Source organism: Vibrio sp. CUB2, from assembly GCF_001557945.1.
Lineage (GTDB): Bacteria > Pseudomonadota > Gammaproteobacteria > Enterobacterales > Vibrionaceae > Vibrio > Vibrio owensii.
The window spans coordinates 279,707-306,344 of record NZ_LNRB01000007.1; the positions used below are offsets into that span (position 1 = coordinate 279,707).

Annotated in this window: 18 protein-coding genes; 10 read left to right on the forward strand and 8 right to left on the reverse strand. The window is 46.3% G+C overall.

Features of this window, described 5'->3' with window-relative positions:
- Window positions 1-339: 339 nt before the first annotated feature.
- The 10 genes from ATB78_RS13895 (at window position 340) to ATB78_RS13940 (ending at window position 14,900) form a co-directional block, all read left to right on the forward strand.
- A complete protein-coding gene (locus ATB78_RS13895) occupies window positions 340-2,022 on the forward strand; it encodes an ABC transporter substrate-binding protein (RefSeq protein WP_009707539.1) in 1,683 nt (560 codons plus the stop codon).
- 170 nt (window positions 2,023-2,192) lie between these two features.
- Window positions 2,193-3,179 (forward strand): ABC transporter permease, encoded by a 987-nt coding sequence (locus ATB78_RS13900; protein WP_005425282.1) that lies wholly within the window; start codon window positions 2,193-2,195, stop codon window positions 3,177-3,179.
- Between the two features lie 2 nt (window positions 3,180-3,181).
- Window positions 3,182-4,207, forward strand: coding sequence for an ABC transporter permease (locus tag ATB78_RS13905; protein WP_041058686.1), 1,026 nt, complete (start codon window positions 3,182-3,184; stop codon window positions 4,205-4,207).
- 2 nt (window positions 4,208-4,209) lie between these two features.
- Window positions 4,210-5,193, forward strand: coding sequence for an ABC transporter ATP-binding protein (locus tag ATB78_RS13910; protein WP_005439411.1), 984 nt, complete (start codon window positions 4,210-4,212; stop codon window positions 5,191-5,193).
- A gap of 48 nt (window positions 5,194-5,241) precedes the next feature.
- The gene (locus ATB78_RS13915) at window positions 5,242-6,237 is read left to right on the forward strand and encodes an ABC transporter ATP-binding protein (protein ID WP_005439409.1); all 996 of its coding nucleotides are present in this window, start codon (window positions 5,242-5,244) and stop codon (window positions 6,235-6,237) included.
- Window positions 6,238-6,308: 71 nt separating this feature from the next.
- The gene (locus ATB78_RS13920) at window positions 6,309-8,048 is read left to right on the forward strand and encodes a glycoside hydrolase family 9 protein (RefSeq protein ID WP_061008937.1); all 1,740 of its coding nucleotides are present in this window, start codon (window positions 6,309-6,311) and stop codon (window positions 8,046-8,048) included.
- 2 nt (window positions 8,049-8,050) lie between these two features.
- Complete coding sequence (locus ATB78_RS13925; RefSeq protein ID WP_061008938.1) at window positions 8,051-8,941, forward strand: N-acetylglucosamine kinase; 891 nt, start codon at window positions 8,051-8,053, stop codon at window positions 8,939-8,941.
- A gap of 8 nt (window positions 8,942-8,949) precedes the next feature.
- The gene (locus ATB78_RS13930) at window positions 8,950-10,869 is read left to right on the forward strand and encodes a family 20 glycosylhydrolase (RefSeq protein WP_061008939.1); all 1,920 of its coding nucleotides are present in this window, start codon (window positions 8,950-8,952) and stop codon (window positions 10,867-10,869) included.
- An 86-nt stretch (window positions 10,870-10,955) separates the two neighbouring features.
- On the forward strand, window positions 10,956-13,364 hold the full coding sequence (locus ATB78_RS13935) for a N,N'-diacetylchitobiose phosphorylase (protein ID WP_061008940.1): 2,409 nt from the start codon (window positions 10,956-10,958) through the stop codon (window positions 13,362-13,364).
- Window positions 13,365-13,487: 123 nt separating this feature from the next.
- Window positions 13,488-14,900 carry a phosphoglucomutase/phosphomannomutase family protein gene (locus ATB78_RS13940; RefSeq protein ID WP_061008941.1) on the forward strand — a complete coding sequence of 471 codons (1,413 nt, stop codon included), beginning with the start codon at window positions 13,488-13,490 and terminating at the stop codon, window positions 14,898-14,900.
- Window positions 14,901-14,992: 92 nt separating this feature from the next.
- Here ATB78_RS13940 and ATB78_RS13945 read toward each other — a convergent pair whose 3' ends face one another.
- The 8 genes from ATB78_RS13945 to ATB78_RS13985 all read right to left on the reverse strand — a co-directional run bounded on the left by ATB78_RS13945 (window position 14,993) and on the right by ATB78_RS13985 (window position 26,590).
- Window positions 14,993-16,024 carry an ABC transporter ATP-binding protein gene (locus tag ATB78_RS13945; protein WP_061008942.1) on the reverse strand — a complete coding sequence of 344 codons (1,032 nt, stop codon included), beginning with the start codon at window positions 16,022-16,024 and terminating at the stop codon, window positions 14,993-14,995.
- A complete protein-coding gene (locus ATB78_RS13950) occupies window positions 16,024-17,649 on the reverse strand; it encodes an iron ABC transporter permease (RefSeq protein WP_061008943.1) in 1,626 nt (541 codons plus the stop codon). Before ATB78_RS13950 ends, ATB78_RS13945 begins: the two co-directional genes overlap by 1 nt.
- A gap of 99 nt (window positions 17,650-17,748) precedes the next feature.
- Complete coding sequence (locus tag ATB78_RS13955) at window positions 17,749-18,762, reverse strand: Fe(3+) ABC transporter substrate-binding protein (protein WP_061008944.1); 1,014 nt, start codon at window positions 18,760-18,762, stop codon at window positions 17,749-17,751.
- A 150-nt stretch (window positions 18,763-18,912) separates the two neighbouring features.
- Window positions 18,913-20,142 (reverse strand): ammonium transporter, encoded by a 1,230-nt coding sequence (locus tag ATB78_RS13960; RefSeq protein WP_005439399.1) that lies wholly within the window; start codon window positions 20,140-20,142, stop codon window positions 18,913-18,915.
- A gap of 25 nt (window positions 20,143-20,167) precedes the next feature.
- Window positions 20,168-20,506, reverse strand: a complete 339-nt coding sequence (locus ATB78_RS13965) for a P-II family nitrogen regulator (protein WP_010450136.1) — start codon at window positions 20,504-20,506, stop codon at window positions 20,168-20,170.
- A gap of 188 nt (window positions 20,507-20,694) precedes the next feature.
- Window positions 20,695-21,063, reverse strand: coding sequence for a YacL family protein (locus tag ATB78_RS13970; protein WP_061008945.1), 369 nt, complete (start codon window positions 21,061-21,063; stop codon window positions 20,695-20,697).
- 356 nt (window positions 21,064-21,419) lie between these two features.
- A complete protein-coding gene (gene acnB, locus ATB78_RS13980) occupies window positions 21,420-24,008 on the reverse strand; it encodes a bifunctional aconitate hydratase 2/2-methylisocitrate dehydratase (RefSeq protein WP_061008947.1) in 2,589 nt (862 codons plus the stop codon).
- 269 nt (window positions 24,009-24,277) lie between these two features.
- A complete protein-coding gene (locus ATB78_RS13985; RefSeq protein ID WP_039840269.1) occupies window positions 24,278-26,590 on the reverse strand; it encodes a patatin-like phospholipase family protein in 2,313 nt (770 codons plus the stop codon).
- Window positions 26,591-26,638 lie beyond the last annotated feature (48 nt).

Consider the following 26,638-nt stretch of genomic DNA (forward strand, 5'->3'; position numbering starts at 1 on the left):
ATTTAAAAGAGATTAAGAGTAAGCGTACACTAACACACAAAGTTAAAGTGGATATAAACTGCGACGCATATCAACGTTTACTTTTTAGCCTCACCAGGCTTAAAAACGAACAAAATGACGTTTATGACGGAGTTGGTGCGGTTTTTAACGTTTTTAACGGGAATCGAGTTTGATTATTTTGTGGATAAGGTGTTTTCTTACTCCTGCCTAAGGCCTACAGGCCACTCTTAGAGCGAAACAAATTTAATGTGGAGCGAAGAGGTGGGCCTTGGAGAGTGTTTATCAATTGATGACATTCAATTCCATTAGTGAAATGAAAGCAAATAGTAAGGAACAGCTATGCTTGCCAATATTAAAAAAACAGCACTAGCAACAGCAATTATTGCAACGGCTACTACAGGTTTTGCATCAGTAGCTACAGCCGCTGAGCGCAGTGAACTGACTATCCACCCTAAAGAGTTTACAACTTTTGTTCGTAACTTTAACCCTTTCTTGGGTGCAACAAACCTGCACACAACTACTGACTTTATCTACGAGCCACTAGTTGTTTTCAACGAAATGCACGGTAACACACCGGTATTCCGTCTAGCAGAAAACTTCCAAATGTCTGACGACCTAATGAGCGTAACTTTCGATATTCGTAAAGGCGTAAAATGGTCTGACGGCGAAGCGTTTACCGCTGATGACGTTGTTTACTCTTTCAACCTAGTTAAAGAGAAGCCAGAGCTAGACCAATCTGGTATCAACTCTTGGGTAACTGGCGTAGAGAAAGTTAACGACTACCAAGTTAAGTTCCGTCTAAGCGAAGCAAACTCAAACGTTCCTTACGAAATTGCTAAAGTACCAGTTGTACCTAAGCACGTATGGAGCAAAGTGAAAGATCCATCAACATTCACTAACGAAAATCCAGTAGGTTCTGGCCCATTCACAGTGATCGACACTTTCACTCCTCAACTGTACATCCAGTGTGAAAACCCGAACTACTGGGATGCAGCTAACCTAGACGTTGACTGTCTGCGTGTTCCTCAAATCGCGAACAACGACCAGTTCCTAGGTAAGATTGTTAACGGCGAAATGGACTGGACTTCTTCATTCGTTCCAGACATCGACCGCACTTACGCAGCAGCAAGCCCTAAACACCACTACTGGTACCCGCCAGCAGGTACTCAAGCGTTCGTAGTAAACTTCAAGAACCCAGATGCAGCGAAGAACGAAGCACTAACTAACGTTGACTTCCGTCGCGCATTCTCTATGGCTCTTGACCGTCAAACTATCATTGATATCGCATTCTACGGCGGCGGTACAGTGAACGACTTCGCATCTGGTCTTGGCTACGCATTCGAAGCTTGGTCTGACGAGAAGACTCACGACAAGTTCAAGGGTTACAACTCTTACAACGCTGAAGGCGCTAAGAAACTTCTAGCGAAAGCTGGCTTTAAAGATGTAAACAAAGACGGTTTCGTTGATACGCCATCAGGTAAGTCTTTTGAGCTTCTAATCCAATCTCCAAACGGTTGGACTGACTTCAACAACACTGTACAACTTGCTGTTGAGCAACTTGCTGAAGTAGGCATCAAAGCACGTGCTCGTACACCAGACTTCTCTGTGTACAACCAAGCAATGCTTGAAGGTACTTACGACGTTGCGTACACCAACTACTTCCACGGTGCAGACCCATACACTTACTGGAACAGTGCTTACAACTCAGCACTACAATCTGGTGACGGTATGCCTCGCTTCGCGATGCACTTCTACAAGAACGAGAAACTAGATGGTCTTCTAAACAGCTTCTACAAAACAGCTGACAAGCAAGAGCAGCTAGAAATCGCTCACGGTATTCAGCAAATCATCGCTCAAGACCAAGTGACTATCCCTGTGATGTCTGGTGCTTACATGTACCAATACAACACAACTCGCTTCACTGGTTGGTGGAACGAAGAAAATCCTAAGGGCCGTCCAAACATTTGGGCTGGTATCCCAGAGCGTCTACTTCACGTACTGGACCTAAAACCAGTTAAATAAGTAGAAGTTCATTTCTAGCGGCACACATCCCGTGTGCCGCCTATAAAAATCCCCTTGTTACTAAACCAACATATGGCGCTCGTCGTCAGGGGATTTTTCGCTCTAAATTTCGCTAGGAGCGACCTGAAACCAGAAACAGGGAAAAAATCTGGGTGAGTAAGGTGTGAGTTATGGGTTATTTTTTAAGACGTTTGTCGTTCTATCTTGTCGCGCTCTTGGTTGCAGCGACGTTAAACTTCATTATTCCGCGAGCAATGCCTGGTGACCCAGTTACCATGATGTTTGCTAACGCATCAGTACAGGTAACGCCAGAGCGAATCGCAGCAATGAAAGAACTGCTGGGTTTCGTAGATGGTCCAATCTACATTCAGTACCTGTCGTACATCAAAAACATTCTAAGCTGGGAGCTAGGTACTTCTATCCAGTTCTACCCGCTTTCAGTTAACTCTCTGCTAGGTGGCGCATTCGGTTGGTCATTGTTCCTAGCAGGTACTGCAGTTGTACTATCATTCTCGATTGCTTCTGTACTAGGTATCTTCGCAGCTTGGAAACGTGGTAGCCGATACGATGCATTCGTAACACCGGGCACACTGATCATTCAAGCGATTCCACAAATGGTTATCGCGATGCTAGCGCTGTTCATCTTTGCCATCGGTCTTAAGTGGTTCCCATCAGGCTACGCCTACACCCCGGGTACTGTGCCAGATTGGACAAGCTGGGAGTTCCTAAAAGACGTGGGTTACCACGCTATTCTTCCATTGTTCTGTGCGACGATTGTTCAGATTGGTGGCTTCCTAGTAAACATGCGTAACAACATGATCAACCTTCTTGCTGAAGATTACATCACAATGGCAAAAGGTAAGGGTCTGAGCGAAAACCGAGTAGTATTCAACTACGCAGCTCGCAACGCACTTTTACCAAGTGTAACCGCACTTTCAATGTCTCTAGGTATGGCAATCGGTGGTCAGCTAATCATCGAGATGATCTTCAACTACCCAGGTCTAGGTACGGTTCTTCTAAACGCAATTCACGCACGTGACTACCAAGTACTTCAAGGTCAGTTAATCATCATGACAATGTTCATGCTGTGCTTCAACCTAATGGCTGACATGCTGTACATGATTCTAGACCCTCGCCTACGTAAGGGAGGCAAATAATCATGAAAGAACTATTTAAACTGATTTTAGGTAACGCGTTCGCACGTGTTGGTTTGGCAATTATCTCAGTATTCATCTTTGTGGCAGTAGCTGCACCTTTGATTACTCAACACGCGCCAGACAAACGTACTGGTAACCCACACGAATACCCTGGCTTTGTTGTAAAACAAGCACAAAACAACCCTGATGGCTGGGTTGCAAAAAACCTAGCAGATGATCGTCGTACGCTGCTTATGTCGAAAAAGGCAGACCACGTTCTAGGTACATCTCGCATGGGTCGTGACATCTGGTCTCAAGTTGCTTACGGCGCTCGAGTATCGCTGGGTGTGGGTTTTGGTGCGGGTGTTATCGTGTGTTTCTTAGCAACGGTTATTGGTATCTCAGCAGGTTACTTCGGCGGCCGTGTCGATGACGTACTGAGTGCTGCAATGAACATCATGCTGGTTATTCCACAGTTACCACTCCTGTTCGTACTCGCTGCGTTTATCGGGGAGGCAGGGCCTCTCACCATTGCCTTGATTATCGCCGGTACTTCCTGGGCTTGGGGTGCACGTGTTGTGCGAGCTCAAACCATGGCACTACGAGAAAAAGAATTCGTTAAAGCCGCAGAAGTACTGGGTGAGTCACCAATTCGCATCATCTTCGTTGAGATTTTGCCAAACCTAATCCCAATCGTTGGTGCAAGCTTCATCGGTTCGGTAATGCTAGCAATCAACACGGAAGCGGTAATTTCATTCCTAGGCCTAGGCGATGCAAACACCATCAGTTGGGGCATCATGCTGTACAACGTACAGACTTCATCAGCGATGCTTATCGGCGCATGGTGGGAAGTTCTAGCACCTTGTATTGCACTAACTCTATTGGTTACTGGCCTTGCTCTACTGAACTTCGCAGTCGATGAAATTGCTAACCCGCAGCTTCGTTCACACAAAGGCATGAAACGCTGGAAGAAAATGGCAGCACAAGACAAGAAAGAACGTGAGCCAGAATTGGCGCCACAAAATGCACTATGGAGCGGAGATAAATAATCATGACTGCACCACTAATTTCTATCCGTAACCTATGCGTAGACTACATTACAGATGCGGGCGATGTCCGCGCCTGTAACAACGTCAGCTTCGACATTGCACCGGGCGAAGTATTTGGCCTAGCAGGTGAATCTGGCTGTGGTAAATCAACCGTTGCATTCTCGCTAATGCGCCTTCATAAGCCGCCAGCGTTTATCACAGGTGGTGAGGTTATCTTCAATGGCGAAGATATCCTCCAATACAGCGATGAGCGTATGCAGTCGTTCCGCTGGAGCGAAATGTCAATGGTATTCCAAAGTGCGATGAACGCTTTGAACCCAGTACTAACGATGGAAGAGCAGTTCTGTGACGTAATCATGCGTCACACCAACATGACTCGCGCTCAAGCCAAAGTTCGTGCAGAAGGTCTATTGGAAATCGTTGATATCCACCCTAGCCGCTTAAGCGATTACCCACACCAATTCTCTGGCGGTATGCGTCAGCGTCTGGTTATTGCTATCGCTTTGGCTTTGAACCCGAAAATGATCATCATGGATGAACCTACAACAGCACTAGACGTGGTAGTTCAGCGTGAGATTCTGCAAAAAATCTATGCACTTAAAGAAGAGTTTGGCTTCTCGATTCTGTTCATCACCCATGACTTGTCATTGATGGTCGAGTTCTCTGACCGCATCGGCATCATGTACTCAGGTGAACTGATTGAAGTCGCCCCTTCTAAACAAATTCTGGAAAGTCCTTACCACCCTTACACAAAAGGTTTGGGTAGCTCTTTCCCTCCACTAACTGGTCCTAAGACCAAATTGACTGGTATTCCTGGCAACCCTTTGAACCTATTAGAAGTTCCTCAAGGTTGTCGATTCCAAGCTCGTTGTGACCGTGTCCATGAAGCTTGTACGCGAGTACCAACTCAGCTGCGTCAAATTGAACCTGGTCGTCTCTCAAACTGCCACTTGTATGGCGACACGATTGCTCAAGCTAAGGTTTAACAACAAAAAATAACGCTAGCTAAGAAGAAAATTACACTGGAGAGAATTATGAGCAAACAATTCGGCGAATTGCTGGTTGAAGGTAAAAATGTCGTTAAGGACTTCCCTTTAAACAGTAATTCAATCAAACAGTCTAAGATGCGTGCAATCAACGACGTATCTTTCAAAATGTACAAAAGCCGCGGTTTATCAGTAGTAGGTGAGTCTGGATCAGGTAAATCTACTACCGCAAAAATGATTGCGAAAATGTACGCACCAACTGATGGCATCATCGAGTACAAGGGTCGTGATATTCAAGACATCACCTCTCGTCACGATTTGATGACTTACCGTGAAGGCGTGCAAATGGTATGGCAAGACCCGTTTGGCTCGCTAAACCCGACACACAACATCTTCCACCATATTGCTCGCCCACTGCTGATCCACAAGAAGGTTTCTCCGGGCAACAAGAAGGAACTGGAAGAGCGCGTGTATGACCTACTAGAACAAGTTGGTCTTATTCCACCAAAAGAAACGGCGCAAAAGTTCCCGCACCAACTTTCTGGTGGTCAGCGCCAACGTGTGAACTTGGCTCGTAACATTGCGGTCGGCGCAGAAGTTGTTCTGGCTGACGAACCAACGTCAATGCTCGACGTTTCAATTCGCGCCGGTGTTCTTAACCTGATGGAAGAGATGAAGTTTGAGAAGCAAATGTCTCTGCTTTATATCACTCACGACATCGCAACAGCGCGCTACATCGCTGAAGATCTCGCGGTTATGTACGTGGGCCACATGGTTGAATGGGGTGATACAGAGGAAATCATTCATGATCCTCAACACCCATACACGCAGCTACTGGTTTCAGCAGTGCCAGATCCATCGAAGTCAATCCACGAGAAACTGAAAGGCAACAAAGGTGAGATCCCACTGTGGACACCAGAATCCGTGGGCTGTCCATTCGCTGGACGCTGTGTTCATGCCACAGAAAAATGTCGCGAGCGACTGCCTGGTGTGACGCAACTGTCCGATAACCACTTTGTTCGTTGTTACTTATTCGAAGATTAATCATAACGAGGGTCAGGCATCAACCTGACCCCTTTTTCCCTTTATATTTTATTGTTTCCCGGAGAAATTGAATGCTGCTACTGACTAACCATATTGGTTATGAGCGTCTGGGCCCTAAAAAAGCGATCATCCAGACGAGCCGATCACGCCTGTCTTCTTATACGGCTTTATTGGTTTGCGCCAATAGTCATCAGACGGTTGCCACCCTAACCGTAGAGAAGCAAGGCAAAGTAGCGAACTGGCATCAAGGTCATTTCTACCTGATCGACTTTTCTTCATTTAATACTCCAGGTCACTACTACCTTCGTTTCGATCATTTACGCTCATCTCACTTTGAGATCGGCGAACATATTCTTTTCGATCGCACGCTTTCAGATGTGATCCATTATTTTAAATCTCAGCGCTGCGGAGGCATTTTCGATCAGCAAGATCGTCAGGCTCCACTGCTAAATTCCGACGAAACCGCCGATGTTCATGGCGGTTGGTATGACGCTTCAGGCGATGTAAGCAAATATCTGAGCCATTTGTCGTACGCAAACTACCTAAACCCACAGCAGACCCCTATGGTGGTGTGGAACATGTTAAAAGGTTTGTCTCTACTTGAAGGCAACGACAAACTGGCTAAATTCACTGCTACTCGCCTTATTGAAGAAGCCCTGTTCGGTGCAGACTTCCTTGTTCGTATGCAAAACGAAAAAGGTTTCTTCTACATGACCGTGTTCGACAAGTGGAGTAAAGACACAGCTCAACGTGAAATCTGTGCCTACGAAACCCAACTTGGTCATAAGTTTGATGACTACCAAGCCGGTTACCGACAAGGAGCTGGCGTTAGCATTGCTGCATTAGCTTCAGCAGCACGTCTAGAGGTTCATGGAGAATTCGACCAACAAAAATACCGTAATGCAGCAGAAAACGGCTACTGGCACTTAAAAGAGCACAACACCCAATACCTAAACGATGGTGAAGAGAACATCATCGATGAATACTGTGCATTACTTGCAGCGGTTGAACTATTTAAGACCACCAAAGAAGCACGCTACCTAGAAGAAAGCCGCGTGTGGGCAAACCGCCTTTCTGCTCGTCAAATGAATGATGAGCACATTCAACATTTCTGGGCAGCCAACCAAGATGGTAGCCGCCCTTACTTCCATGCGGCAGAAGCAGGACTTCCTGTTATCGCGCTGTGCGAATACTTGGCGATTGAAGACGACTCTGAGCGCGCTTCAGTAGCAAAACAAATCATCACTCAAGCTTGTGAGTTTGAAGTCTCTATCACCAATAGAGTAAAGAACCCATTTGGTTACCCACGCCAATATGTAAAAGGCGTGGACGAAGCAAAACGTGATGCGTTCTTTGTGGCACACAACAATGAATCGGGTTACTGGTGGCAAGGTGAGAATGCTCGCTTAGGTTCACTCGCAACCATGGCGTATTTGGCGCAGCCATTTATCGAGTCAGAAATTCTAAAGCAGCAACTTTCTAAACTCGCACAAGATTCTATCAACTGGATTGTGGGTCTGAACCCGTACGACATGTGCATGTTGGACGGTCATGGTCGTAACAATCCGGACTACCTTCCTCAATATGGTTTCTTCAATGCAAAAGGTGGCGTGTGTAACGGCATCACCGGCGGTTTCGAAGACGAGGAAGACATTGCATTTAATCCACCAGCACAGAAAGACGACATGCTTCAAAACTGGCGCTGGGGAGAACAATGGATCCCGCATGGTGCGTGGTACCTACTCGCAGTAATGAGTCAGGCTCAGCACATCTCGACTTTAGCGAACTCTCAAGCCTTCAAGGAGCAATAAACATGGGGATGTATTTTGTAGGTATTGATGGCGGTGGCACTTCCTGTCGCGCCCGTATCAAAGACGCGCAAGGCAACTTCGTTGGAGAGGCTAAAAGCGGCAGCGCTAACATTATGTTAGGTGCAGAAGTCGCGATGGCGTCGATTCTTGAATCCATCGCTTCAGCGGCACAACAAGGCGGTCTCACTCAACAAGACTTCGCTTCTATGCACGTTGGCTTAGCACTTGCGGGGGCTGAACATAAAACCTCTTGGCAAGCATTCATGGCTTTAGAACACCCATTTGCCAGTATGACACTCAATACCGATGCTTACGGAGCATGTATTGGTGCGCATAACGGTGAAGATGGCGCAATCATGATCGCAGGAACCGGTTCATGCGGCATTCTCCTCAAAGGCCTTGAGCAACATGTCGTTGGCGGTCGCGAGTTCCCAATCTCCGATCAAGGTGGCGGCGCAGTCATGGGATTGCGTCTGATCCAACAAGTATTGCTAGCAGAAGATGGAATCCGTGAAAAAACACCTCTAGCCGCGCACGTCATGAATCATTTTGAAAATGACATCGACAACGTAGTAGCGTGGTCTAAACAGGCTTTGCCTCGCGATTACGGTCAATTTTCTCCTGCTATTTTCCAACATGCGGAACAAGGCGATGCACTGGCGATTGAAATGCTTAAACAAACCGCTGCCGATATAGAAATGTTCTTAGTCGCGCTGAATAAGCGTGGGGCTACTCGTATCTGCCTAATGGGCAGTATCGCAGAGCGAATTCTGAACTGGTTGTCTCCACCAGTTCAACAGTGGGTGGTTGAACCTCAGTTTGATGCGATTGAAGGAGCCATTATGTTTGCTGGCAAACCAGAGCATAACCTTTACGCCGTGAGTGTTGAGTAGGAGTGAACATGGAATATCGTGTTGATCTAGTGGTCCTTTCTGAGCAAAAACAAAACTGCCGCTTTGGACTCACCTTTCACAACTTGAGTGACCAAGACCTAAACAGCTGGAGCTTAACTTTCGCTTTCGATCGTTACATTCTTCCAGACAGTGTTTCAAATGGTCAACTGACTCAAATTGGTAGCTTTTGCACACTAAAACCGGAAGGTATGGTGCTGGCAGCCAACCATCACTATTACTGTGAATTCAGTATTGGTTCAAACCCATTCCGTTATTACTCGGATGGCTTTAATGAAGCGATGATCGACTTTGTCGTTGATGGAAACCCACAGCGCGCACAAGTGGATGTGACGCCTATCGTTTTAGCGTCACCTTACCGTGAACGCAGTGAGATTCCTGCAAGCTTAACCCATGCACAACCGTTGCTGCCAAAGCCTAATCATATTGAGGTCAGCGACCACTCGTTCACGTTTGACGAGCAAGCTGGCGTGGCAATTTATACTGACTTAGCCAACTCAGCAAAAACGTGGTTACTGGAAGAACTCCAACGTATTCATCAGTTTGAGCTTTCTTCATCCAACAGCGGAAAAATCCTGTTCAAAAGTAACCCAACACTAGATGAAGGCGCTTACAAGTTAAAAGTGTCAGAAGAGTCGATCAAGATTGAGGCAGGGTCTTCGTCTGGCTTTACCCATGCTTGTGCGACCTTATTGCAACTACTAAAACGAGACGAAAATACCAACACCATGGAAGTGGTGTGCTGCTCTATCAAAGACAGCCCTCGTTTTCGATACCGCGGCATGATGCTGGACTGCGCTCGTCATTTCCACTCGGTAGAGCAAGTAAAACGCCTGATCAACTTGTTGGCACACTACAAGTTCAACACGTTCCATTGGCACCTCACTGATGATGAAGGCTGGCGTGTCGAGATCAAATCTCTTCCTCAGCTTACGGATATTGGAGCATGGCGCGGTATTGATGAAACCATCGAGCCGCAATACACCCATTTGTCTCAACGCTACGGCGGTTTCTACTCGCAAGAAGAAATCAAAGACGTTATCGAATTTGCAGCACAACGTGGCATCACCATCATTCCTGAAATTGATGTACCTGGTCATTGTCGTGCCGCGATTAAGGCTCTGCCACACCTATTGGTTGAAGCAGAGGATACGACGGAATATCGCAGCATTCAGCACTACAACGACAACGTCATAAACCCTGCTCTACCGGGTAGTTACGAGTTTATCGACAAAGTACTTGAGGAGATCGCAGCGCTCTTCCCTGCTCCTTATGTTCACATTGGTGCTGACGAAGTGCCTAATGGCGTCTGGTCGAAAAGTCCTGCTTGCCAAGCGTTTATGGAGAAGTTGGGTTACACAGATTACAAGGAACTACAAGGCCATTTCCTTCGCCATGCAGAAGACAAACTTCGCAAACTGGGGAAACGCATGCTGGGTTGGGAAGAAGCTCAACACGGCAACAAGGTTAGTAAAGATACGGTGATCTACTCATGGCTAAGCGAAGAAGCAGCATTGAACTGTGCCCGCCAAGGCTTTGATGTAGTGCTGCAACCTGCACAAACCACTTACCTAGATATGACCCAAGACTACGCACCTGAAGAACCGGGCGTGGACTGGGCAAATCCACTGCCACTAGAAAAAGCTTACAACTACGAGCCGTTAGCAGAAGTCCCTGCTGACGACCCAATCAGAAAACGCATTTGGGGCATTCAAACCGCTCTATGGTGCGAAATCATCAACAACCCATCGCGCATGGACTACATGATTTTCCCTCGCCTGACTGCCATGGCAGAAGCATGTTGGACTGAAAAACAACACCGCGATTGGACCGACTATTTATCACGTTTGAAAGGTCACCTTCCTCTGCTCGACTTGCAGGGAGTGAATTACCGTAAACCGTGGAAGTAATACCAAGCTAGATGCCAACGCATCACGCTTAAACAGTTTTTAAATTTTTGGCTGCAGGCGCAGCTTAGTAAAAAGGAAATACACAAATGAAATACGGCTATTTCGATAACGAGAATCGCGAATACGTCATCACTCGCCCTGACGTACCAGCACCATGGACAAACTACCTAGGTACTGAGAAGTTTTGTACGGTTATCTCGCACAACGCGGGTGGCTACTCGTTCTACAACTCTCCAGAATACAACCGTGTTACTAAATTCCGTCCAAACGCGACATTCGATCGCCCAGGACACTACGTTTACCTACGTGATGATGAGACAGGTGATTACTGGTCAATCTCTTGGCAACCAGTTGCGAAAAGCCTAGACGAAGCAAACTACGAAGTTCGTCACGGCTTGTCTTACTCTAAGTTCAAATGTGAATACAGCGGTATCACCGCAACGAAAACTCTGTTCGTACCAAAAGGCGAAGACGCTGAAATCTGGGATGTAGTGATTAAAAACACCTCAGACAAACCACGCACGATCAGCGCATTCTCATTTGTTGAGTTCTCATTTAGCCACATTCAATCTGATAACCAAAACCATCAGATGTCTCTGTACTCAGCAGGTACGGCTTACAATGAAGGCGTGATTGAGTACGACCTGTACTACAACACCAACGATTTCGAAGGTTTCTACTACCTAGCTTCAACATTTGACCCAGATTCATACGACGGTCAACGTGACAGCTTCCTTGGCCTATACCGTGACGAAGCAAACCCGTTAGCGGTAGAACAAGGTAAGTGTTTCAACACAGCGCAAACTTGTTACAACCACTGTGGCTCTCTACATAAGCAATTTACTATCCAGCCGGGTGAAGAAGTTCGCTTTGCTTACATTCTAGGTATCGGTAAAGGCAACGGTGAGCGTCTACGTGCTAAATACCAAGACCTTGCAGAAGTCGACAATGCATTTGCGGGTATCAAAGCACACTGGGAAGAGCGTTGTGGCAAGTTCCAAGTGAAATCACCAAACGAAGGTCTAGATACCATGATCAACGCTTGGACACTATACCAAGCGGAAACTTGTGTGGTGTGGTCTCGTTTTGCTTCATTCATCGAAGTAGGTGGTCGTACTGGTCTTGGTTACCGCGATACAGCGCAAGATGCAATCTCAGTTCCTCACGCTAACCCTGCAATGACGCGTAAACGTATCGTTGACCTACTGCGCGGTCAAGTGAAGGCGGGTTACGGTCTACACCTATTCGATCCAGATTGGTTCGATCCAGAGAAAGCAGATGTTAAACCGTCTAAATCTCCAACCGTAGTTCCAACACCTTCTGATGAAGACAAGATCCACGGCATCGAAGACACATGTTCTGATGATCACCTATGGCTAGTCCCAACCATCTGTAAGTACGTGATGGAAACCGGTGAGCACAGCTTCTTTGATGAAGTGATCCCTTACGCAGATGGTGGCGATGCAACCGTTTATGACCACATGAAAGCAGCGCTAGACTTCTCGGCTGAATACGTCGGTCAAACCGGTATCTGTAAAGGCCTGCGTGCAGACTGGAATGACTGTCTGAACCTAGGTGGCGGCGAATCTTCAATGGTGTCGTTCCTACATTTCTGGGCACTGCAGGAGTTCATCGACCTAGCGAAATACCTAGGCAAAGAAGCCGACGTTGAAAAATACACAGTGATGGCAGCAAACGTTCGTGAAGCGTGTGAAACTCACCTTTGGGATGACGAAGGTGGTTGGTACATCCGTGGTCTGACGAAAAATGGCGACAAGATCGGTACTGCGCAACAAGCGGAAGGCCGAGTACACCTAGAGTCAAACACGCTTGCAGTACTTTCCGGTGCGGTATCTCAAGAGCGCGGTGAGAAAGCGATGGACGCAGTTGACGAGAACCTGTTCTCTGAATACGGCCTGCACCTAAACTCACCATCTTTTGCAACACCGAATGATGATATCGGCTTCGTAACTCGCGTTTACCAAGGCGTAAAAGAGAACGGTGCAATCTTCTCGCATCCAAACCCATGGGCTTGGGTAGCTGAAGCGAAACTGGGTCGTGGTGATCGTGCAATGAAGTTCTACGATGCACTTAACCCATACAACCAGAACGACATCATCGAAAAACGTATTGCAGAACCTTACTCATACGTGCAGTTCATTATGGGTCGTGACCACCAAGACCACGGTCGTGCAAACCACCCATGGTTAACAGGTACATCTGGCTGGGCTTACTTTGCTGTTACCAACTTTATCCTTGGTGTGCGTACAGGCTTCGATGGTCTGACTATCGATCCATGTATCCCAACGAACTGGCCAGGTTTCGAAGTGACTCGACAATGGCTAGGTGCAACGTACAACATCAAGGTCGTTAACCCAGACTCAGTAAGCAAAGGCGTTAAGTCGATTACTGTGAACGGTGAAGCAGTAAATGGTGCCTCTGTACCAGTTCAAGCGGAAGGTTCAGTAAACGAAGTTATCGTTACTCTAGGTTAATCATCTTTTAGGGGAGAGCTTCTCCCCTTTTGATTTATCCGATGCACTGAGTTTGTAAGTGCATCGGTTCGCTAGCAAAGATTTAAGAGGCGGTGGGATGCCGCTCTTATCGAGGATCGAATCATGATCAAATTTGGTACAGGCGGTTGGCGTGCATTTATCGGTGAGGAGTTCACTAAAGATAATGTACGTTTGGTCGCTCAAGCAGTTGCAAACATCACGAATAACGAATCGGTTGCTGATCGCGGCTTTGTGATTGGCTATGACCGTCGTTTTCTTTCCGATAAAGCCGGTCGTTGGTTCGCTGAAGTTCTAGCAGCAAACGGCATTGTAGTTAGCTTTATCGACAAATTTGTCCCAACGCCTATCGTCATGTTTAAAGCGAAGGAAATGGGCTGCGCGTACTCTGCATGTATTACCGCATCGCACAACCCTGCGGATTACAATGGCATTAAAGTCTTCATTGAAGGCGGTCGTGACGCAGATGAAATCATCACAGAAAAGATCGAATCGCAAATCGCTACACTAACTGCGCAAGATGTTAAAAGCGTCGATTTTGAACAAGCGGTTGAAGATAAGCTGATTGAAATCATCAACCCGATGAACGAATTCGTTGACTCAATCATCGACTTTATCGACATCGAAGCGATCAAGAAGGCGAATCTACGTGTGTTGATTGACCCAATGTTTGGTGTTGCGAAAAACGCACTACAGACCGTATTGATCAACGGCCGTTGTGAAGTCGACGTGATCAACGATGGCAAGAACCCAGACTTCGGTGGCTTGATGCCATCACCAAGTGCTGCAACCCTTTACCGTTTGATGCATCTAGTAGAACAAGAAGGTTATGACATTGGTATTGGTACCGATGGAGACGCAGACCGCCTTGGTATTATCGACGAGAAAGGTCACTTCATTCATCCAAATGAAGTACTGCTGCTGCTTTACTACTACCTACTTGAATACAAAGGCTGGACAGGCTCAGTGGTACGTAACATTGCAACCACTCACCTGTTAGATAAAGTCGCAGAAGACCATGGCGAGAAATGCTTTGAGGTTCCTGTTGGCTTTAAGCACATCAGTTCTCAAATGGAAGCTGACGATTCACTGATTGGCGGTGAAAGCTCTGGCGGTCTGACTATTCGTGGTCATATCAAAGGTAAAGACGGCGTATTCGCATCAAGCCTGTTGGTAGAAATGATTTCAGTAACTGGCAAGAAGCTGTCTGAGTTGCTGGATGAAATCTACGGCAAGTATGGCTATGCCTACATGGCAGAAGGCGATTGCAAGTTCAAACCGGCGCAAAAAGACGTACTGTTCAACAAGATTTATGTTGAAAAGCAGTTGCCTGAGTTTGAGTTTGAAATCGAAAAAGTCAGCTATGAAGATGGTGCGAAAGTCTACTTCAAGAACGGCGGTTGGATCATCGCTCGTTTCTCTGGCACCGAGCCACTACTACGAATTTTTGCAGAGATGCAAGATAAGGACACTGCGGAACGTGTTCTTCAACAGTTTAAGGACTTCTTGTCTTTATAACTGACTTGTGCCCGCTTCGAGCACATAACCTATAGGTGAAGAACACTTGCCCGGCATCACCGCCGGGCCTTTTTCTATCTGGCCTTTATTAACTAGGCGAAAGCTAATACGCCTTGAGTTTCAACTTCTACTGCCACACTATCACCCACATTTAATGCTTGAGTTGACGTCGCTAACAATCGGTCACCATTGACATCAATCACGTAACGACAATGATCCCCCATAAAGTGTTGTTCAAGCACTTTTACTGAACTCTCATCATCAACCTTAATTTGTACATGCTGAGGGCGAAGCAGCAATGCACACTCACTATCGCGTTGAATTTCCTGCTGAGCATTCGCTTCTACTACACCAAGGTGGGTTTCGTATTCATTGTCGGAAATTCGCTTCGCTGCAAGGTAACTGCCACCACCTAAGAAGTCAGCAACAAACTTACTCGAAGGTTGGTAGTAAAGCTCCGAGGCTGTGCCGTACTGCTCAATCACACCATGGTTCATCACTGCCATCTTATCCGCAAAAGCAAACGCTTCTTCACGACTGTGGGTTACAAAAATTGCGGTAACGCCCTGCTCTTTGAAAATTTTACGGATCTCTCGGATCAGTTCATGACGCACTTGGGTATCGATATTGGAAAATGGTTCATCCAACAACAGGAGATCTGGTTTGTAAGCCAGTGAACGGGCAATCGCCACGCGCTGCTGCTGACCACCAGAGAGTTGGTGAGGATAACGGTCGCCGTAACCTTTAAGGTGAACCAAGCCGAGCATCTCTTCGACTTTAATCAGCTTTTGCTGCGCCGATTCGTTCTTTAAGCCAAAAGCAATGTTCTCAGCGACTGTTAGGTGTGGGAACAAAGCGTAATCTTGGAAAATCATACCAATATTACGCTGCTCTGGTGGTAGCCAATTTTTACCGTCATCAATAGTCAGGCAGTTCAAGCTCATTTGACCGGAACTCAGAGGAAGCAGCCCAGCAATGGCTTTCAAAAGCGTTGTCTTACCACAGCCACTTGCACCGAGCAGACAGACAATCTGTCCTTGTTCAACCTCTAGAGAAAGAGACTCAAGAACAGTCTGATCGTCATACTGACAAGTTAGGTTTTTAATCGATAATGCGCAGCTCATCAGTGACTTTGCTCCAGTGAACGGTTAACAACAACAAGCGGGATCAACCCAACGAGAACCAGTAATACTGCCGGAAGTGCGGCAAGCTCTAAATGCTCATCCGAAGCGAAGTTGTACACATACGTCGCCAAGGTTTCAAAGTTAAATGGTCGCAATAGTAGTGCAGCATTGAGCTCTTTCATCGACTCAATAAACACCAAAAGACCAGCAATCAAAGCGCCACGCTTAACTAGAGGAAAGTGCACTCGCCAAAGCATGGTATTTGGCGTGCACCCCATGGTACGGGGAGCCATATCCAGCGATGGCGAGATCTTGTTTAGGTTGCTTTCCACACTACCAATCGCCACAGCGGAGAAACGTACCACCATCGCGAAAATCAGCGCAAACATAGATCCGGAGAAAATAAGCCCAGGTCTGCCCCATTCCATCGCTTTAGCAATATCGTTAACCCGGTGATCCATAAACAGCACCGCAACCATTACACCGATAGCCAATACTGTGCCAGGGACAGCATAGCCCATCGAAGACAGACGCATAAACGCTAAGCTCGAACGACCACCGTTTACGCGTTGACTGAAGTTCACTGTCAAAGCAATCGCAACACCGATGATGGCAGCCACGACTGACACCACCAAACTGTTCCATGCATATTCACGAAACTCAGGCGTCCAACTTTGTGCAAAGTAAGTGATGGCGTAATCAATTAACTGTAGCAATGGGAAGATAAACGCGATTGCCACCAATCCCCAACACCAAATCAATGCGCCCCACTTTCGCCAGCCTCGTAGCTCATAACGGAAATCTTCATGACTATTAAACTGGCTTTGGAACAGCTTTTGTTTGCGGCGACTGTAGCGCTCTGCACTCAGTAACAACACCACGATCATCAACATCATGGCTGAAATTTTCGCGGCTGCATTGAGGTTCGAATACCCAAGCCAAGTATCGTAAACCGCAGTAGTAAGCGTGTTCACAGCAAAATAGCTGACGGTTCCGAAGTCACCGATGGTTTCCATCGCTACCAGAGACAAACCAACAGCGATAGAGGGTCTTACAAGCGGTAAAGAGATACGCCAAAAGCTTTCCCAAGGGGAGCATTTTAACAAGCGAGCACTCTGCAGTAGAGAAACGTTCTGCTCCATAAATGCAGCACGACAAAGCAAGTAAACGTATGGGTAAAGAACAAGAGAAAGAACGAAAGTCGCACCACCTAAGGTACGAATATCAGGGAACCAATACTCACCCGGCCCCCATCCCGTTATATCACGTAAGAAGATTTGAATTGGCCCAGCAAAATCAAACCAATCCGTAAAAATGTAACCAATGATATAACCCGGCATCGCAAGTGGTAGAACTAAGGCCCACTGCAACCACTTCTCAGTTGGCAATTTACACATCGCCATAAACCAAGCACTTGGAATACCCAGAATCAAAGAAAGAAGCATCACACCTGCAGTCAATGCAACGGTGTTGTATATGTAGGTAGGCATGACTGTCGACATCAAATGTGTAAACAAGTCATCCGTTTCGCCAATGGCGGTATAGAAGATCGCTAAGATCGGCAAAACCAGTAACAGGGTGATAGCCCCACTACTGGTTTTCCATAGAGAATGTTTATTCTTCATTGCCTAAATACTGCAAGGCTTTATGAAATACAAATGCGGCTGCAAATACATCTCATATCCTTTAATAAAATGGGGGTACAGTTATACCCCCACATGGAATTAAAGGTCAAATTTCACTTCATCTAGTAGCTTGATTGCTGCTTCATGGTGAGAAGCGATGTCGTCTAGAGAAATCGAATCCGCTTTGAAGTCACCCCAAGATTCCACAAGCTCAGAACGCTTAACACCTTCCTTCACTGGGTACTCGTAGTTTACTTCTGCGTACATTTGCTGAGCTTTGTCACCCGTTAGGAATTCCATAAGCTTCACAGCGTTATCTTTGTTTGGAGAGAACTTCGCCATCGCCATACCAGAAATGTTGACGTGCGTACCAGTTGTCTCTTGGTTAGGGAAGTTGATGTATACCGCATCAGCCCAAGCTTTTTGCTCTTTGTCGTTAACCATCTTACCTAAGTAGTAGCTGTTACCTAGAGAAACGTCACAGAGACCTTCTTTGATGGCTTTAACTTGAGCACGATCGTTACCTTGAGGCTTACGAGCTAGATTTGCTTTTACGCCTTCTAGCCACTCTTTAGTCTCAGCTTCACCGTGGTGAGCGATCATAGAAGACACTAGAGATACGTTGTAAGGGTGCTTACCGCTACGAGTACAGATTTTGCCTTTGAACTCAGGCTTTGCTAGGTCCGCGTAGTTGAAGTCGTTACCTAGTTTACCAACACGGTCACGTGAAGAGTAAACGTTACGAGTACGTAGAGTCAGAGCAAACCACTCGTTTTCTTTGTCTTGGTACTGTGCTGGTACGTTTTCTTCGATGATTTTGCTGTCTACCTTTTGAACCAGACCTTTATTTGTCAGTTCAGCTAGACGGCTGATATCTGTAGTAAGGATTACGTCAGCTGGGCTGTATTCGCCTTCTTGAGCCAACTTCTCTGCTAGACCTTTTTTCGCAAACTTAACGTTTACTTTAATGCCAGTTTCTTTAGTGAACTCGTTGAACATAGGTTCAACTAGGAAAGGTTGACGGTAAGAGTACACGTTCACTTCTTCAGCAGCCATTGCCGTTGGAGCCAGAGTAGCGCAACTAATTGCCGAAAGAGTTAGCAGTTTTTTCATTGTTTAATCCTTTATTATGCTAATGATAACGTTTATCAGTTGCGTTATTATATGCATGTTCAATAAGAAAACAATTCATCAATAAAAAAACCTGCTCATTGAAGCAGGTTTTTTAATGTTAAGTTTGTAACTATTTATTGCGCAATCATGTTATTTCACTGTCACAAATTCGGGATAAGCTCCTACACCACAATCATGCATATCCATTCCCTCAAGCTCTTCGTCTTCCGATACGCGGATACCAATCGTCGCTTTCAAAATTGCCCATACCACTAGGCTTGCACCAAATACCCAAGCAAAGATAACTGCCGCACCTAGAAGCTGTGCACCAAACGTTGCATCACCGTTGCTCAGTGGCACAACCATTAGGCCGAAGAAACCACACACACCGTGAACTGAGATAGCACCTACTGGATCATCAATCTTAATCTTATCCAAACCGATGATGCTAAATACCACTAGTGCTCCTGATACCGCACCAATCGCCACCGCATAAAGCGGTGATGGAGATAGAGGGTCAGCCGTGATAGCAACAAGACCTGCTAACGCACCGTTCAGAATCATAGTCAGATCTGCTTTACCCCAAGTTGTTTTACATACAAATAGTGCGGCAATTGCACCTGCAGCAGCTGCTGCGTTAGTGTTTAGGAAAATTTGACCAACTGCAGTCGCGTTCTCAAAATCCGAAACCATAAGTTGAGAACCGCCGTTGAAACCGAACCAACCGAACCAAAGGATGAACGTACCCAATGTAGCGAGAGGCATGTTTGAACCAGGGATTGGGTAGATTTCGCCATTTTTACCGTATTTACCTTTACGTGCACCCAGTAATAGTACGCCTGCTAATGCTGCTGATGCACCCGCCATGTGTACGATACCTGAGCCCGCAAAGTCACTAAAGCCAGCCTCTGATAGGAAGCCACCACCCCAAGTCCAGTAACCTTCCATTGGGTAAATAAATGCCGTCAGTACCGCTGAGAAGATTAGGAAAGACCAAAGCTTCATACGCTCTGCAACCGCGCCAGAAACCACTGACATTGCTGTTGCTACAAATACGACTTGGAAGAAGAAGTCCGACTCTAGAGAGTGGTCTGCACCTTCACCTTGTGTGCCTATTAGTGCACCAAATGATGGTAACCAACCGCCTTCACCGTTATCGACATACATAATGTTGTAGCCAACCAATAGGAACATGGTACAAGCGATCGCGTAAAGACAGATGTTTTTAGTGAGAATTTCTGTTGTGTTTTTAGAGCGAACTAAGCCCGCTTCCAGCATGGCAAAGCCAGCTGCCATCCACATAACCAACGCACCAGAAATGAGGAAGAAAAAGGTGTCGAGTGCGTAACGTAATTCAGTTACCGTTGTTGTTAATTCCATGATAGTTCTCCAATCCCTTGAATTCTTAAAGTGCTTCTGCGTCCATTTCACCAGTACGAATACGTACTGCTTGATTTAGGTCGTAGACAAAAATCTTACCGTCACCAATCTTTCCTGTTTGAGCCGCTTTAGTGATGGCCTCTACCACACGATCCACATTGTCTGCGTGGGTTGCGATTTCTAGTTTTACTTTTGGTAGAAAGTCGACTTGATACTCAGCGCCACGGTATAGCTCCGTGTGGCCTTTCTGACGACCAAAACCCTTAACCTCTGATACTGTCATCCCTTCAATACCAACATCAGCCAATGCTTCGCGAACATCGTCTAACTTAAAAGGTTTTATAATGGCATTAATGATTTTCATTGAATCTTCTCCGCAGCTTTCATCCTGAAACAGTTTTATTAATCCAAGCGGCGTGCCAACTTTTTATCTCATTGATTTGTATAGAATTAGTGAAATTAACAAACTTATAAACAAAAAGGGCGCACCATATCGGTGCGCCCTTTTCACAAATATAAGGCAATTCAAGTCTAACCACCCAAAACTGTGCATTAAATGTTCAAAAAGTCTTTCCATTGCTCTATCAAGGCACAAAAGTCTTCTATACCACAGCTGGCTGTACTCTCTGCATCGTAGAAATCAAACTCGCTTTCCATTTCCACTTCATACTCATGACCAAGTGCGTTTTCTTGCACTAACACCTCATCACCGTAGATCATCAAACTGATCTCTGCACCAGTTAACCTATGCTCTTGAGATGGCGAAGAAAATGCCTGATCAATTAAAGCTTCTACCTGAGCGATTTTTGCTGGGTCTTTGCCTATTTCTTCTTGCAACCAACGACCCACAATCTCATGCCCCATGCTGCATTTGACATAGTATTCGCCCATCAATGTGTTGCGGATGAATTCAAATTCCATCGTGATCGCCTTTTCGTATCAATTTGGTGCGGAGTATACAGGGAGATTTGAGATGGGAGAAGCGGGAGACGGGAGCTCTCTCAATGGCTTGTTTAAAAGAGATTCCCAACTGCACTCCTTCGTCGCTTTCGGGAATGACATCGTTTTTACTCTTAGCTGTTTAATCGTCACCCTCAAGAGCGAGGCACGAGCGAGTTGGGGATCTCTCAAGACTTTGTCTAAAAGAGATTTCGACTCCCTCATCTCCCAATCTAGGAAATGACGTAGTTCTAATATCTCGCAGCGCAGCGTTCCAAAAAAGAAAACGCCCACCAAAAGGTGGGCGCTTAATTAAGTGTTAGCAGAGCGAGCCAAGATTACGCTGGCTCTTGGAAGATCACGTTATCTGCTTTCTTGGTGTACTGTTCCATTTTGTGGAAGTTCAAGTAACGGTAAGTATCCGCAGCTGTCGCATCAATTTGCTCCATGTACGCTAAGTATTCTTCCTTAGTTGGAATCTTACCTAGAATCGCACCCACTGCCGCAAGTTCCGCTGAAGATAGGTACACATTTGCACCAGTACCTAGACGGTTCGGGAAGTTACGTGTTGAAGTCGACATTACTGTTGCTTTGTCTGCAACTCGTGCTTGGTTACCCATACATAGCGAACAACCTGGAGTTTCAATACGAACGCCAGCGCGGCCGTAAATACCGTAGTAACCTTCTTCTGTAAGTTGGTCACGGTCCATCTTCGTTGGCGGCGCTACCCATAGACGAGTGTCTAATTGACCATTGAACTTCTCAAGTAGCTTACCCGCTGCACGGAAATGACCAATGTTCGTCATACAAGAACCGATGAACACTTCATCAATCTGTGTACCTTGAACGTCAGACAGAAGACGCGCATCATCTGGATCGTTTGGCGCACAAAGAATTGGTTCGTTGATTTCAGCTAGGTCAATCTCAATCACGTGAGCGTATTCCGCATCTGAGTCTGCTTCCATAAGCTCAGGATTTGCCAACCACTCTTCCATAGCAGTAATACGACGCTCGATAGTACGACGGTCGCCGTAACCTTCCGAGATCATCCATTTCAGCATAGTGATGTTTGAGTTTAGGTATTCCTCAATAGACTCTTGAGATAGCTTAACGGTACAACCTGCCGCAGAACGTTCTGCAGAAGCATCAGATAGCTCAAATGCTTGCTCTACTGTTAAGTGCTCAACACCTTCAATCTCAAGTACACGACCTGAGAACTCGTTGATCTTACCTGCTTTCTCTACTGTTAGAAGGCCTTGCTTGATGCCGTATAAAGGAATGGCATGCACAAGGTCACGTAGCGTGATACCTGGCTGCATTTCGCCTTTAAAGCGCACCAAGATTGACTCTGGCATATCCAGTGGCATTACACCTGTCGCTGCTGCGAACGCAACAAGACCTGAACCTGCTGGGAATGAAATACCTAGCGGGAAACGAGTATGCGAGTCACCACCTGTACCTACCGTATCAGGCAGAAGCATACGGTTTAGCCATGAGTGAATTACACCATCACCCGGACGAAGCGATACACCGCCACGGTTCATGATGAAATCCGGTAGCGTGTGGTGCGTGTTTACATCGACTGGTTTTGGATAAGCAGACGTGTGACAGAATGACTGCATCACTAGATCAGCAGAGAAGCCCAGACACGCAAGGTCTTTTAGCTCATCACGCGTCATTGGGCCAGTGGTGTCCTGAGAACCTACAGTTGTCATCTTAGGCTCACAGTACTGACCTGCACGTACGCCTTCAACACCACATGCTTTACCCACCATCTTTTGAGCTAGCGTGTAGCCTTTGTCAGATGCAGAAGGGTCAATTGGCTTAGCAAATAGATCGGTTTCTTCTAAACCAAGAGAAGTACGAGCACGGCTTGTTAAACCACGACCGATGATCAGTGGAATACGGCCACCCGCGCGAACTTCATCAAGCAATACTTTGCTTAGCGTAAAGCTAGAAATGTCTTCGCCGTTTTTACGTACAACGCCTTCGTATGGGAAGATGTCAATGACATCGCCCATGTTCATATTTTGTACGTCTAACTCGATAGGTAGTGCGCCAGAATCTTCCATTGTGTTGTAGAAGATAGGAGCAATCTTACCACCTAGACAGATACCACCAGTGCGCTTGTTTGGTACGAATGGGATGTCTTCCCCCATGAACCAAAGAACAGAGTTCGTTGCAGATTTACGTGAAGAACCCGTACCAACAACGTCACCAACATACGCTAATGGAATGCCATCTTTTTGCAGTTCTTCGATTTGATTAATAGGACCAACGCTGCCTGGTTGGTCTGGCACGATGCCATCACGTTCCATTTTCAGCATCGCTTTCGCGTGTACTGGGATATCAGGACGGGACCATGCATCTGGTGCTGGAGATAAGTCATCGGTGTTGGTTTCACCTGTCACTTTAAAGACTTTAACGGTAATCTTTTCCGCTACTTTCTCTTTTGATGTGAACCATTCAGCATCCGCCCAAGATTGTAGAACTTGCTTCGCGAATGCATTGCCTGCTTTGGCTTTCTCTTCTACATCGTAGAAAGCATCGAACATCAATAGAGTGTTAGATAACGCTTTTACCGCAATTGGGGCAAGCGCGTCGTCATCTAGGAACTCGACTAGAGGTGCGATGTTGTAACCGCCTTGCATCGTACCTAATAGCTCTGCGGCTTTCTCACGGCTTACAAGCGGTGATGCCACTTCACTTTTAGCAACAGCCGTCAAGAAACCTGCTTTTACATAAGCAGCTTCATCTACACCTGGTGGGATACGGTTTTCTAGTAGGTCAAGAATAAAGGCTTCTTCACCTTGTGGGGGATTTTTCAGAAGTTCAACAAGTCCAGCAACTTGTTCAGCGTCTAGCGGTTTAGGAACAACTCCTTCGGCAGCACGCTCTTCGACGTGTTTACGGTAGGCTTCAAGCACGACTTTTTCCTCTCATTGCGGTTCCTCCTTTTTTCTTACTATTTTTCAAAGTAAAGGAGTGAACATCCTTGGAAACTTGGCTCTCCATTGCCCTTGTTTTCATTCAATTCTGATTGAGAAACAGCGCCGTAGAGGCCAAACTGTGGGCGAAAGAATAGCAAATTTAACGTTAAATTAAAATCTCATCATTTTGACCAACATAGCAACTTACGACTAAAGTCCGGTAAATTTTGGCTAAATATGCGGAGATCTTGCTGTCCTATTCCCGGTTATTTAAATGATGTTCCAACGATCAAGTACACGGCATCTAAATCTTGCTCGGTACGACCGTATGCCAACATGATCGGTCCTATTGGAGAATCTACCCCAAAGAAAATCGATGCGGCATTGTACAGCGGCGCTTCATTGAGCTTCAGATCGTTATCTGACCAAACGCCACCGTGTTCAAGGGATGCACCTAAATACACTGGTGCTTCAAACAGCCCGAAGTCGTTATCCATCCATTTATAACGATACACCAGGCTGGTATAGAATAAGTTCTGCCCGATCAGGCTGTTACGTGGAATACCTGAGAGATTCAAGAAACCACCAAGCTCACGCGGGTCTAAAGGTACAGACGAGTTTTTGCTCTCAACAAAGCTGTATTCCGCTTGTCCGACTAAAGTATGACGACTATGAGTCACAGCTCCTTTGAAACGCGCGGTAATCTCGTAAACAGTATCTTCAATATTGCCATCTGGGTTTAACTGACGAAAATCCTCTGGAGTCTTATCGTGAGAAACTAGGTAGTCCAAGTCGATCAACATACCGTGCGTTGGGAAGGCGAAATCGTCCAAAGTATCTAGGCGGTAATTGGCAAATACACCCAAACGTTCATAATCAAGTTCACCGAAAGACTGAAAAGTGGATGCTTCAATCGCCCCTTTGGTATAGCGCCCGCCAACTCGGAACTCTTGCCACAACGTTGGTTGCACACCCGCAGCAAGCTCTGTAATAAACTCGGTGTAAGAAACCGGCAAGTAATCGTAGACGGATCCAATATCAGGGTTTTCAAAGTTATCAGAGAGGTTTCTGTTCTCTGTGTTGTAATTCACTTTACTAGAAACAAACAACTGCTGACTGGAAAGCACCGGAGAGTAAAGCTCCGCCTCAATCAATTTATCCGTACCCATATCCACATTAAAGGTCAGCTCAGCGCCGTGAGAGTTCAAGTTGGTAAAATTGGCCGACATGCCGATGCCATATTGACTATCGGTATTGAAATCATCTTCTAAGAAGAAGCGGAAGTTTAGGTAGTTTGGACCCCAAGATTTTTCGTTCACTTCAAAGACGAGTAAGTTCACCCCATCGATTTCTTCAAAGTGATAAGTGATCAGCTCAAAACGATCCAGTGCATAGAGATTTTCTACCGCTTTTTCGATCTCAGCCGTTTCTAGAGGGCGTCCTGTGTCTAACTCAAGTCGGTTAGTCAACAGCACATCACTGTAGTGGGTATTGTTCACAAGAACGATTTGGTCGACGACACGCTCATCCCCATACTCAAGGTTCTTGCGCATGTCTTGTTTATGCTCGATGTATTTCTGGTACTCCGCATTCGATACACTCAGCCCTTCAAGCTTTGACTTTAGTCCTCGAGTGATCTCATAACCCGCTTTAAAAGCGTCTGGCATTTTTTCGAATTCGACCGTTTCCATCTGCCCAACATCAGGACGAATGTAGACATCATCACCGCTTAGCGTTTCAGCTTGTTCTTGAGTACTACGGCGAACTAGATAGTTGGACAGTTGGTCTGCGACGGCAAATAAGCCAGTAAAGTCCTCTTCACTTTTGTAATCGGTACTAATATCAACGGCAATTACCACATCGGCGCCCATTGCGCGAGCAACATCAACAGGCATGTTATTGACTACACCGCCGTCCACCAGCATATGGCCATTCAGTTCATATGGTGGAAGCGCGCCAGGCACTGACATACTCGCCATCATGGCATCAACTAGATAACCGTTATCTAAGACGACCTCTTCTAGCTCGACGATATCAGTCGCGACTGAACGGTATGGAATGGCAAGATCATCAAAGGAGTTAAATCGGCCAAGATTGCCTGTGGTTTCACGCAGAATGCGCAACATGTTTTGACCTTGCACCACGCCTGTTGGCGAACGCACTTCACCAAACCTCAAACCTAGGTCAGTGGTGATTTGATAACGGTCTTCGTATTCTTTATCGCGAACGCGACGTTGGCTGCGGTCGACACGGTCTCGATAACCGCTGTTCCAATCGACACTGTAGATAAAACTTTCGATTTCATCGGCGCTCATCCCCGTGGCGTACAGACCACCGACATAAGCACCCATGCTAGTCCCAGTGATGATATCAACGGGAATATTCATCTCTTCCAGAGCCTTCAAAACCCCAATGTGGGCGGCTCCTTTTGCTCCACCACCAGCCAGCACGACGGCGATTTTAGGACGAGATTGATCATCACTGACTTGCTTAGCAAAGGAAGGCGTTGCAATCAAAAAGGAACAGACCCAGAGCGCAACACAACGCTTCCATGGGTTTGAGATCGACTTTTTGAACATTCACTTCTTCCTTTACTGAATATTGAACACCTACTTTTACTAAGATTT